This is a genomic window from Chryseobacterium antibioticum (assembly GCF_012927325.1).
GTDB lineage: Bacteria > Bacteroidota > Bacteroidia > Flavobacteriales > Weeksellaceae > Chryseobacterium > Chryseobacterium antibioticum.
Genome location: NZ_JABBGI010000039.1, coordinates 24,076 through 34,384 on the forward strand (window position 1 = coordinate 24,076; position 10,309 = coordinate 34,384).

Below are 10,309 nucleotides of genomic sequence, written 5' to 3' on the forward strand. Positions count from 1 at the left end.
TAAATTATAAACCAAATAGTATTTCAGGATTTTTATAACTGGTACATTCAAGTATATAATTGACAAAATTTCTTTGCATAAATCTAAAGCCAATTTTAGAAAAAGTGAAATTACCTTCCAGAATAATCTTTATAGATTTTAACTAATCTCTAAAAACAACTTACCAGACAATAAAGTTGCCCGACCAGTTAGTACTATTTTCCTTAATATATTATGAAGCCAAAATTCCCAGATATTTTAAATAAGAATCCAGCAAAGACTTATTAAACTCTGGTTCCCTTATATCGGAATCCTTCAAGAATTCGATTACATTATAACAGTCCCAAGCATAAGTATTTTGATAAAGCTACTGTGGATAACCTTCATGCATATTATCTTTAGCTTGTAGTAAATAAAGGCTGTTTTTACTGTCATGTTCCCATTGCTCTCTCCAATCTTTATATGAAGGTAGTTCAAACTGATGCGGATAATTTTTTTTAAGAATAAAAAATTTTTTAAAATATTTGCAGTACTTAAAATAACACATTATGAAATTATTAGGCAAAAATTCTATTTCAACAGCAATAAGCTGGATCTTTTTTTTATTATTTATTCTTACCGCTTTTCTTTTTGCATACGTCCTGTTTGGTTATGCAGCAAGCTATTATAATCTCAAAACAGGAAGTCATGTTTTAGATGAAATTTTTCAAACAGAGCTAGTCTCTAACAAATCAAATGATCTGGTGGATGGAAAACCAGAGAAATTTTATTTATGATTTTCATTTCGTGAACCTTTAAAAAAAATACATACTGTATTACATGGAGTTTTCGCTTTTAATGTATTTTTTCATTATTTGATACTGTATACATTTTATACCTTTTTTTCTTTTCAGTTTATAAAATTTTTAATGGGTTGACCAAAGATATTCTCTTCAATCCCATAGTCATCAAATGCTTGAGAAGATTTTCATGGCTTAGCTTCATTTATGCAACGATATCTATTTGTAATTGGTATTACAATCCTATATCCACTTATTTTCATGTTGATAACTATATTCGGGATTATGAGATATTATTGACGGCTTTTATAATTCTTATTTTTGGAGTTATCGTTCTATTTATTGTTGAATTTTTCAAAAAGGGGGTAGAACTTCAAAACCAAACAGATTTAACCATTTAAGCATGTCGATTATTATCAATATAGATGTCATGCTTGCCAAACGCAAGATGCAATCACAGGAACTCGCTGAGAAAATAGGAATTACGCAGACCAATCTTTCCATTTTAAAAACCGGAAAGGCAAAAGCTTTAAAACTTTCGACTCTGGAAGCTATTTGTAAAGCATTAAACTGCCAACCTGGAGATATTTTGGAATATGTAAAAGATGATAAATAACATCGAAGGAATTCTATACCGTTGTACATCTTAAAATATATTGACACTATCCCAGGAAGTGTGTAAGTTAAAAAGTTAGGGCTTGGATTTTATAATCTGAGCCTTTCTTCAAAAATAATAATAAATTGGTTTAAAACAATGCCCTAATTATGGATTGGCATTTTCCATTTCTTGGTTGCTTCTTTTAGAGCTAAATAGACTGATTTCATCATGGCATCATCAGTAGGGAACGACATTTTGTTTTTGGTGTATTTTCGGATTTTTCCATTTAGATTTTCAATTAAATTGGTTGTATAAATGATTTTTCTAATGTCGATTTCTACTCCCCATCTTTTTAGCTATTTCTATAGCACTAGCATTAATCCCACTTAATGATTTTTTTTGCCTTCCTGAATCCAATCAAATAATTCTAGTTTTGAGAAGTACAATCGATTTCCTTGCTTGTAGAAAGGAACTTCCCTTTTACAAACTTTTGTATACAGTGTCGGTAGAGAAAACTTTAAAACACTACATTTTTTTTTAGCTCCAATAAAATCATTTTCTAATGGATCCTTTTGGTATTTCCCTAACAATAAATCTTCTATTTTATCCAATCTTTCTTCGATCTTACACAGAATATAAGGTAACTGTTCAAACGTGTAATTTTTCAATTTTTTTTACAATTGTAATTAAATTTAGGTGATGATATACTTTAATGTACCAATTTTAATTCTAGCATTGCTTTTAGGCAAAAAACATGCGAAGGTTTAATCCCAAAAAGGACCTCCACACTAATTTCATAAACATCAATTGCTAGTACATTAAAGTATATTATTATCAAAAAAACTCTTTACATAAAAAAGACACAACAATACAAATAAATTCAAATCAAATAGTTAAACTGAAAAACCGCATTAAATCAGCAATAAAAGTGTTCTAGGATAGTCCTGTCATGCTCACGAAACGTCTCAATTTGCATTGAAGCTTTTTATCTAAAAGATTTTTGTTTCAAATTATTTGATGTACTGTTTTGCTTTCAGGCTATTAGCTCATAAACAATTTCTTCCATTTAGCGACGGTGTTTCGGCTTAACTTAAAATGCTGTGCTAATTGGGTGTTATTTAACTTGTTTTTCTTTTGATAATCCAAAATCTCAAAGATGGAAGCTTTATTATAGGATCGATGACTTTGGTTAAAGAGGAATGTCCCCTTATCCTTGGTTTCAAAAATTAACTCATTAAGTTTAATAATATTAAGGCTCTGTGATCTGATATATGTAAAAGAATACTTTCGTTCTTGAACACGTTCCTCAAGAGCAATTGGCGGGAACGTCCTGCGGGAACAGTTAAACTAGTCTGATTATTGTCCGTCTTAGATACATCTGTTCTTTCAGCACCATTTGCGGTTACCACTACATCAAAAGTGCTCCCATTTCTGATTTCATAAATTCGTCCTCCCAAAGTTACCGGGACAGCCGTAGCAGTCGGGAGGCTCCAACTGGAATTTACTGTTCTTCTAAATCCATATACTAGTCTGTGCTTAAAATATAATATTTTGCTGCTGAAGTTGTTACATTTGTTAGGACACGATTCTTATACCCTTTTTATTAAAGGATAAAAGGTATTCGATTTAATTTAGAAAACCATACCGTAATTCCTGATGATATTTTTAGGGAACAGCTTCATTCTATCAGCGAATATCGTGGCATCTAGATATGTAGTCTTCACTGTACACTTAAAAAAATTACAGATACGGAACATTTCTACTCCAATTTCTTTAACGCGCTGGTTAATTAAATCACCTATATGTATATTCTTGAAATTCATTTTATAAAACTTTGGCAAGAATAAATTCTATTTTTAAAATCAATTTTATTCGTGTTCTTAGAATTATTCTTTATTATGGCTATGCAATTTTTTGATTTGGTTTTTCAGGTTCTCTAATACCTAAAAAGTCTTAAAGAAAAATGGAAACTTTACGTTAAACATACATTCCTAAATAGCTAGAACGTTTAAACAAAGATAAAATAGAAAACTGGATTTTGCATCATTTGAGTATTGGGAAAAGAGGTTTTTAGAGCAAACTTAATTTAGGTAAATCGTAGAACTAATTGTTAAGAGCCTGTTTAAATTTTATTCAGTAATAATTTTATAGCAGATAATTTGACCATGTTTTCAGAGGATTCCATTAGGAGTTCATAATTTCTGCATAATCTTCTATCATTATCAAACCATGAAAAAGTGCGCTCTATAATCCATCGTTTATGAATTGGCTCAAACCTTTTTTCTTTTTTATCATTCCGCATAACGATTTGAATGATATAATTAAACTTAATTCTTATTTCCTCAATAATCTCTCCTCTATAGCCTCCATCCGCCAGGATTACCTGAAGCGGGATCAGTAAATATCGCAGCGTTTTCATCAGTAATAATGCCGCTTTACTATCATGAACATTGGCTAAACTTACCATTACGGCTAATAAAAAGCCGTTTTTGTCTACCACAACGTGTCTTTTGATTCCTTTTATTTTTTTACCTCCGTCAAAGCCATTGAGTGAACTGTTATTTCCCCAACGAACGCTTTGACTGTCCATAATTCCTAAACTTGCCTGTGATTTCTGACCTCTGTTTCGTCGTACTTTCTCTCTTAGTTTTGATAATAATAAATCGAAAATCTCCAGATTTGCCCATTTTGAATAATAGTAATAAACCAATTGCCATTTTGGAAAATCACGAGGTAAAAGTCTCCATTGGCAGCCTATTTTCACCAAATAGCTGATAGCATTCCAAATGACAATCAAATCATATTTTCGTTTTCTATCATCAACATCTAATGCTTTTTTTATAAATTGCCACTGAGTTTGGGTTAAGTCGTTTGTATACATTGATATTTTTTGTTTTGCAACTCTAAAATGACAATTTTTATGCAACTTCTAACCCTTACTCTTTTTTATTCTTACTTTTGTAAACAGGCTCTAAGTATCTTTGATTAATCTTTTTGAATTTTTAAATGATGATAGGCAGATTGTAAACAATGTAATGAAATAACAAACACTGTAATAACAAATAATCTTTAATTATTTTGAGATATACCTTATTTCACATTTACCTAATTCCAATTTCACAAATTGGAATTAGGTCTCATTTAATAAAACTCAATTTTGGGAGTCCACCCTATAATGTATTGATAATTATATAATAGTATTTATTTGTTTAAACTAATTCACCAATGAATATTGAAAAAAAACTATGTGAGTATGAAATTTTATTTGCAAAATACACTACCTTACTAATCATACTGAGGCATTTACTTTTATGGATTATTAATTTTTTTTTCAGAGAATATATATATTTAGCATTAGATACAATTATTCTATGTCTAATTACTCCAGGCTTTATCTTGCTTTTTTATCTCTCCAATTTTAATTTTTCCAAATTAGGGAAAATTACTTCTTTCTTATATTTAGCATTATTAATATTATATTGTGCTGTAAGTTATTCTCAAAATCTAATAGCTATATTTTCATATGTTTTTTTATTCCCTTTAAGTTTTTTACTTTTTTTTGAATTTAAAAAAACTTTTATTTTATCTGCTTCTATTCTGCTAATTTTTCCCGTTAGCTATTTATTGGATAACTATACTAATATTGATAGGAATTTTCCAAAGTACTACGCAGAAGTTATTAATGTTTTCACAATAATATTCTCGTTAATTCTATTCTTTTGCTATTTATATTATTTTGTACAAATAAATAAGTTGAGAACTGTTTATAATTATACAATTAATAATGAAGTTACAATTGACGGCTTTTATTTTATTAAGCCAAAAACTTATAAAATTCATTTTAGTAATATCTTACAAGATAAACCTGAAACTCTTCCTATAGATGAGTCGTTTTATAAATTACTATTTGAAAATATTGAAAGTTATATGAAAATAAATGAACCATGGAAGTCTCCAGGTTATAATCTGACGCAGCTTACAAAAGATTTAAACTCTAACCAACTCTATGTATCCTCAGCAATTAACAAGTACTCTAAAAATAATTTCAAAACTTATTTGAATGAATTTAGATTGAATGCTTTTATTGAAAGTGTAAAAAATAAAAATGAACAATTCTTTCTAAAGGAAATTTATCTTAATATAGGTTTTGATAACCAGGTGACGTTCAATAGGGTATTTAAGAATAAATTCTTAATAACTCCTCAAGAATATTTAGAGCAAATAAACAAATAATTGATTTTTATTATATCGAATACATAACTGTGCATTCCGGTAATAATAGCTCTCTCTTTTAGAGTCAATATATCCACAAACATGTCTCTCAAATAGGATAAAGCATGATATAAAAGTATGAAAAGTATAATTAATTCTGGTAAATCACGCTTCTACCTATGTTAATATAAATTATTTGAACCCTAAAATTGGGTTTCCCATTCCCTGGGAATTGCTCAAGTCCATTTCTAAAGACAATAGATAAAAATCATAAAGAGCTTATCTATAACTAACTTTATCAATTCCTCAACAACCGTTAAACTAAAACAAAAGTTTATAAGATAGATAAACTAATTAAAAATTAAAAAAATCGAAATGACAAGTAGGAATCAACACTATTAATCCTAATCCAAAATCTGTATTAGACATCATATCAAAAAATAATAATACAGGAGTGTTATTTCCAAGATTAACAACTGCTCAGAGAGACGCAATTGCTCCAAGCACTACTGATCAGGATGTTAATGGTTTATTTGTATATAACACAGACAACAAATGTTATGAATTTTGGAACCTTACCAAATGGGGATCAATGTGCAATGACAGTGCGGATGTACCACTTTCAAATGTTAAATTATTATCCTACGAACAAGATTTGACTTATACCTTTGCCACTCCCCTATTTATTGATTTTTTTAATTCTTTTGATAATTTCGGTCCTTTTCCTTCATCTATAATTCGGACAGACGGATCCTCTTTAACCCCTGATAAACTGCAGTATACGAATTTTAGTAGTATTAATTTCCAGGATTATGATATTATTGGATTTTCTTATCGTCCGTATGTCGATTTAAGTATAGCAGAAGTAAATGCTTTAGTAACTTTTGCTAATACTCCAGGGAAGCATCTTTATTTTTTTACTGAAAGCTATACACAATCTGGAAAATTATCTTTATTGAATCAACTTATTGGTGATATAACACTCACTGCTACTGATATAGTTGCCAGTATTGGATCTAATGGTGATACAAATCCAGCTGGCCCTTGTTATTATATAAAAGCTGATCCTCTTAACAGTCCGTTTTTAAGTAGGTCCATTCGGAGTCATTGAGGCTGCCAATGAAAGATTTGTTGATCATTCCTCGGGATCTAATTCATTTTCCTACACAAAATTAAGCACAAGTTCTAATATACAAATTATTGCAGCAGATGGTCTGGTCGGAGGACTTCCTCAATCAACTTCAAAAATTGGAGCATTCAAAGTGAAAAATAAAAATGTTTTTGTATTTGCTGATGGTGCTCCCTTTTTTGGAGGAATGGATAACAGTGGTCCTGCATGCATGACTCCCTCTATGGTTGGAGGGACGAGAGGAAGAAAGCCAGTTAAATGTCAAGTTGTTTCTGCAAACGGAACAAATTCAGGGGTTGGTATATTAATGGCTAATATTATTGCTTGGTCATTAAAAAGTTTATAAATTATTTTAAATAATCTCTTAGAGAACTTTGGTCTTCATTTCTACCTATTGTAGAATATTATATATTGTTAAGGACCAGCAATGCTGGTCCTTGGTTTCATTTGTTTGTTTTTAGAATCATATATTAATTTTAAAATAATAATTGTAAATGTTACTTTCTTTAAACAGATAGTCTTTTTAAAGACAATCATATTCTTGAGATTATAAAATGAAGCATTAGAATTTGCCAGTAAATCAAGTAAGGTTGTGGAAATCCCTATCCTACTTCACTCATTATTCATACAGTGTTTTTTAATTTTACGGACTTGGTTCTTATTTAAAAAGATGTCATTTTAATTTTTCAGGCTAGTATACTGCTATTCAAAGTTTAATGTGACATCTGAAATCGACAATTTTGGCTTTCTCGCTAAAAAAAGATAATTAATTATCTTTTTTTTAAAATTTGCAAAAAATAAAGCATTAATTCATTAACATATGCTCGATTTTACTGTAGGCTTTTTGGTTATGGAGTTCAAAGTTTATTTTTTTTTGATTTTCCTTTATTCGATTAACCAAATCTGGTTTCAGTAAAAAGGCTTTAATGCTCTCTTTCAAATTTTCTTTTGAAAAATTTACAATAAAACCTGTTTCATTATGAACAATTATTTCATTAACTCCTCCACAATCCGTACTTATAATAGGTTTATTCAAAATAAGAGCTTCACCAATAGCTAGAGGATATGATTCATAACGAGAGGGTTGAATATAATAGTCAGCGGCAACTATATCAGGATAGGGATTTGATTTTTGCCCCATTAATATGAATGAACTTTCGACATTTTCTGCTAATGATCTTTCTTTCAGTTTATCGTAGTCATGACCTCCACCAATAATAATGATTTGGTATACAAACCCCTCTTTAAGAAGCTCAATATGTGCTTCAAGTAATACATCATACCCTTTTTGATGAACTAATCTTCCAACTGAAATAAAAGTTGGTCTCGTTTTCTCTTTCAAAATTCTATCATCAGCAATTGACTGATTGGATTTTATATTTATCATTTCATAATCGAAAATATTATTGATACAAACTCCATTGGCAAGTGATTCATTCGCATGAATTTCTATATTTTTTTGTGTTGCCAAAGACGCAAAAACCGTTATGTCACATTGCTTCATTTGCTGCAACACTTTGTTAGCTAATTTTTTAGGTTTAAAAAAACGTATATCTGAATGAAACCAATTGATTTTCTTTGATTTCTTGAAAGTACTGTTTAACAGATCTGGTAAACTTGAGGACATAAAAGCGATTTCTACATCTGGTACAAAACCAAGTTTATTCTTGAGCAGTATCGGGAAAATTTGATAGATTAAAATAATAAATCTTCTCAATACAAGCTGGATAAAATGTGTAATACGATGTGAAGAAAACCGTTCCTTTCCTTCAGCTAAATAGTATAGATTAACATGAGAAGGAATTTCATACTTTAGATCTCCTTGATAAAATGTTAGCAATAAATTGATCTCGAATTTATCTTTATCTAACCGATTTAAAAGATCAAGCAGTACTTTTTGTACTCCTCCCATTTCCATAGAGCGTAATCGAAATAATATTTTTCTTTTCATTTTTAAATTAAATCTTAGCTACTTTTTACTTAAAAAGTAATCTGAATAATGTATTCACACTTTACTATCTTTTGTAACAAATAATATTGTATTTGATAAAGATGAAAAGTAAAATTTCTGCTACTTATACTTAAAATTTACTGATTTCAATGTTGATATTTTTACCATTTATCAATGCTATGTTAATTACAAAATTTAACTGCAAATATTTTCTTCCATTTAGCTACTGAATTTCTGCTTAATTGAAAATGAATTGCCAACTGAGTGTTATTTAATCTGTTTTCTTCTTGATAATGTAATATATCAAGAATAGTAGATTTATTATATGCGCGATGTTTCCCATTAAAAAGTTCAGCTTCTTTGCTCTTCACGCCGAATATCAATGTATTCATTTTCATAACATCTAAAAAGGATAAATTATCTTTTTCTAATATAGATTGACATTCCTTTTTTTTATGAGGATATTTTTTATTGATAATGTCACTATAAATTCTCTTATAATCAGGTTTTGATTTTTCCATACGTTTTTCTCACCCTAATTTTATAAACTTTTTCATCTTCAAAAAATAATATCAGTACAGTTTTCTTTCCTAAGAAATTAGTTTTTATATGACAATTCCAAATATTGGAATGATAGTCATTGAATTGATTACCAATTTCTGCCATTATTTGCTGCATGCTCTTACCTATATCATAGTTGTATTCATAAACTTTATTCATATTTTTTATATTTACTTATCCACTTATAGAGGGTCGTCTTAGGAATTTTATAATCCTCAATAATTTGTGCTTTTGTTTTTTCACCAGAATCCAGCAATTCCATTAAAAAATTGATGATTTCTTGTGTATAAATATTTTTTCTAAATTCTGGAAGCTCAGACTTTATTTTATTTTTTCGATCATTATAATCTATACTAGCGGGTGGTGAAAAAAGAATCAGATGTTGAGAATAAATCCTGAAGAAATCGTATTCTAAAAGTTTACTCCATCGCAACAAAATATCAGAAGCTATTGATTTTTCCAAGAATAGTATATGTACTTCCTCCTCTGTACATTTCAAAAAATCACATGTCCTTTCAATAGAAATTTCACTTTCTCTCCACTTAATTTCTACAAGTCTTCCAATATGGATATCCTTAAAATCTATCATTTTTTAATGTATTTATTTCTAAAACTTTTTGTAAACCTGATAGACTCCTACAATAATTTCATCTTCAAAAATAATATGTAGACAAATTCTTTTGCCAAAAAATCAGTCTCTAAATAAAATATATGCTCTTTAGATTGTAGATCAAAAATTGATCTTCTCCCATAACAATTTGAACACATTTTTATTTTTCCAAATTAAATTTCCATTCATCATAAACCTTTCTGTAAACAGAATAATTTAATAATGTCTCTATGTATATTTTCCTATAGTCAGGTTGAAATTTTTCCATTAGAAACTTTTTTATCTTTTTTTTTGCATTTATTGATGATGTTCTATCGAATAAGTTTACATAAAGATTTAGTTTAAAAGTCAGGAAGTGAAGAGACTTCCTGACTTTTAAAACCTTTTGTTTATTTGGCTTTATTTGTAAACTACAGGATAGAAGGTTCCTATTGCCCAATATGCTGCATTTACTGCTGTTACTCTTATTTTTGTGGTTTTTATCTCACAA

12 protein-coding genes and 1 pseudogene are annotated in these 10,309 nt (G+C 29.0%); 6 read left to right on the top strand and 7 right to left on the bottom strand.

Features of this window, described 5'->3' with window-relative positions; genetic code table 11:
- The first annotated feature begins 527 nt into the window (after positions 1–527).
- From HHL23_RS20675 to HHL23_RS20685, 3 genes are all read left to right on the top strand, one after another.
- The gene (locus HHL23_RS20675; RefSeq protein WP_169236637.1) at positions 528–755 is read left to right on the top strand and encodes a hypothetical protein; all 228 of its coding nucleotides are present in this window, start codon (positions 528–530) and stop codon (positions 753–755) included.
- Positions 756–847: 92 nt separating this feature from the next.
- Positions 848–1,159 carry a DUF2975 domain-containing protein gene (locus HHL23_RS22960; protein WP_394354164.1) on the top strand — a complete coding sequence of 104 codons (312 nt, stop codon included), beginning with the start codon at positions 848–850 and terminating at the stop codon, positions 1,157–1,159.
- Between the two features lie 2 nt (positions 1,160–1,161).
- Positions 1,162–1,374 carry a helix-turn-helix domain-containing protein gene (locus tag HHL23_RS20685; RefSeq protein ID WP_169236638.1) on the top strand — a complete coding sequence of 71 codons (213 nt, stop codon included), beginning with the start codon at positions 1,162–1,164 and terminating at the stop codon, positions 1,372–1,374.
- 143 nt (positions 1,375–1,517) lie between these two features.
- On the opposite strand, the pseudogene HHL23_RS20690 reads toward HHL23_RS20685, so the two are convergent.
- The 3 genes and pseudogenes from HHL23_RS20690 to HHL23_RS20700 all read right to left on the bottom strand — a co-directional run.
- Positions 1,518–1,691 (bottom strand): annotated as a pseudogene (locus HHL23_RS20690) (transposase); the annotation flags it as partial.
- Positions 1,692–1,742: 51 nt separating this feature from the next.
- The gene (locus tag HHL23_RS20695) at positions 1,743–2,024 is read right to left on the bottom strand and encodes a helix-turn-helix domain-containing protein (protein ID WP_169236639.1); all 282 of its coding nucleotides are present in this window, start codon (positions 2,022–2,024) and stop codon (positions 1,743–1,745) included.
- A 1,454-nt stretch (positions 2,025–3,478) separates the two neighbouring features.
- Entirely contained in the window at positions 3,479–4,237 is a 759-nt protein-coding gene (locus HHL23_RS20700; protein ID WP_169236640.1) for an IS5 family transposase, read from the bottom strand.
- 344 nt (positions 4,238–4,581) lie between these two features.
- Between HHL23_RS20700 and HHL23_RS20705 the strand changes: the two genes are divergently transcribed.
- The 3 genes from HHL23_RS20705 (at position 4,582) to HHL23_RS20715 (ending at position 7,043) form a co-directional block, all read left to right on the top strand.
- A complete protein-coding gene (locus HHL23_RS20705) occupies positions 4,582–5,589 on the top strand; it encodes a helix-turn-helix domain-containing protein (RefSeq protein ID WP_169236641.1) in 1,008 nt (335 codons plus the stop codon).
- A 433-nt stretch (positions 5,590–6,022) separates the two neighbouring features.
- Positions 6,023–6,679: a hypothetical protein gene (locus tag HHL23_RS20710; protein WP_169236642.1), complete on the top strand. Its 657-nt coding sequence runs from the start codon at positions 6,023–6,025 to the stop codon at positions 6,677–6,679.
- A 151-nt stretch (positions 6,680–6,830) separates the two neighbouring features.
- Positions 6,831–7,043, top strand: coding sequence for a hypothetical protein (locus HHL23_RS20715; protein WP_169236643.1), 213 nt, complete (start codon positions 6,831–6,833; stop codon positions 7,041–7,043).
- 459 nt (positions 7,044–7,502) lie between these two features.
- Here the strand turns inward: HHL23_RS20715 and HHL23_RS20720 are convergent, their stop codons facing one another.
- The 4 genes from HHL23_RS20720 to HHL23_RS20735 all read right to left on the bottom strand — a co-directional run bounded on the left by HHL23_RS20720 (position 7,503) and on the right by HHL23_RS20735 (position 9,798).
- Entirely contained in the window at positions 7,503–8,648 is a 1,146-nt protein-coding gene (locus tag HHL23_RS20720; protein WP_169236644.1) for a glycosyltransferase, read from the bottom strand.
- Positions 8,649–8,830: 182 nt separating this feature from the next.
- Positions 8,831–9,169, bottom strand: coding sequence for a helix-turn-helix domain-containing protein (locus tag HHL23_RS20725; RefSeq protein ID WP_169236645.1), 339 nt, complete (start codon positions 9,167–9,169; stop codon positions 8,831–8,833).
- Positions 9,150–9,368 carry a hypothetical protein gene (locus HHL23_RS20730; RefSeq protein WP_169236646.1) on the bottom strand — a complete coding sequence of 73 codons (219 nt, stop codon included), beginning with the start codon at positions 9,366–9,368 and terminating at the stop codon, positions 9,150–9,152. The genes HHL23_RS20725 and HHL23_RS20730 overlap by 20 nt, the downstream gene beginning before the upstream one ends.
- Complete coding sequence (locus tag HHL23_RS20735; RefSeq protein ID WP_169236647.1) at positions 9,361–9,798, bottom strand: transposase; 438 nt, start codon at positions 9,796–9,798, stop codon at positions 9,361–9,363. The genes HHL23_RS20730 and HHL23_RS20735 overlap by 8 nt, the downstream gene beginning before the upstream one ends.
- Positions 9,799–10,309: the final 511 nt, after the last annotated feature.